The sequence below is a fragment of the Enterobacter sp. CGMCC 5087 genome, assembly GCF_003144775.1.
In the GTDB taxonomy this organism is placed as follows: Bacteria; Pseudomonadota; Gammaproteobacteria; order Enterobacterales; family Enterobacteriaceae; genus Enterobacter; species Enterobacter cloacae_M.
Genome location: NZ_QFXN01000171.1, coordinates 1 through 357, shown reverse-complemented (window position 1 = coordinate 357; position 357 = coordinate 1). Strand labels below are relative to the sequence as shown.

Below are 357 nucleotides of genomic sequence, written 5' to 3'. Positions count from 1 at the left end.
GGCTGAATGTGTGTGAGGGAGGTGCTCAGCCCCGGCTGCAGCCGAAGTTACGCTCGCCATCATCGGTGACTTTGGTTTCGCGTTTGGCAAGATAAGCCGCCTGCGACAGCGCCTGTTGCAGTTGAGTATCATCGCCACGTGTCAGCCATGACACCGGGCTTTTCGGGAAGCGGGCCAGTACGGCGTGAGCCTCAGCATCCACCCGGAGGGCACTGCACCAGGCCTGTTTAATCATTCCGGCAAGCGTGTCCGGGTCGTTGTAATCGCCCGGTCCGCACCACGTATCCCGGTTCAGTAACAGCACCACGTGGTAGTGCTTCTTCCCTTTGATTTCGCCAAACTCACGCGCCCAGACAA

The 357-nt window shown here is 59.4% G+C and carries 1 protein-coding gene; it reads right to left on the bottom strand.

Annotated elements, in window-relative coordinates; translation table 11 throughout:
- Window positions 1-25: 25 nt before the first annotated feature.
- A partial coding sequence (locus DEO48_RS15360; RefSeq protein ID WP_146198280.1) for an inovirus-type Gp2 protein occupies window positions 26-357 on the bottom strand: 332 nt, incomplete at its 5' end.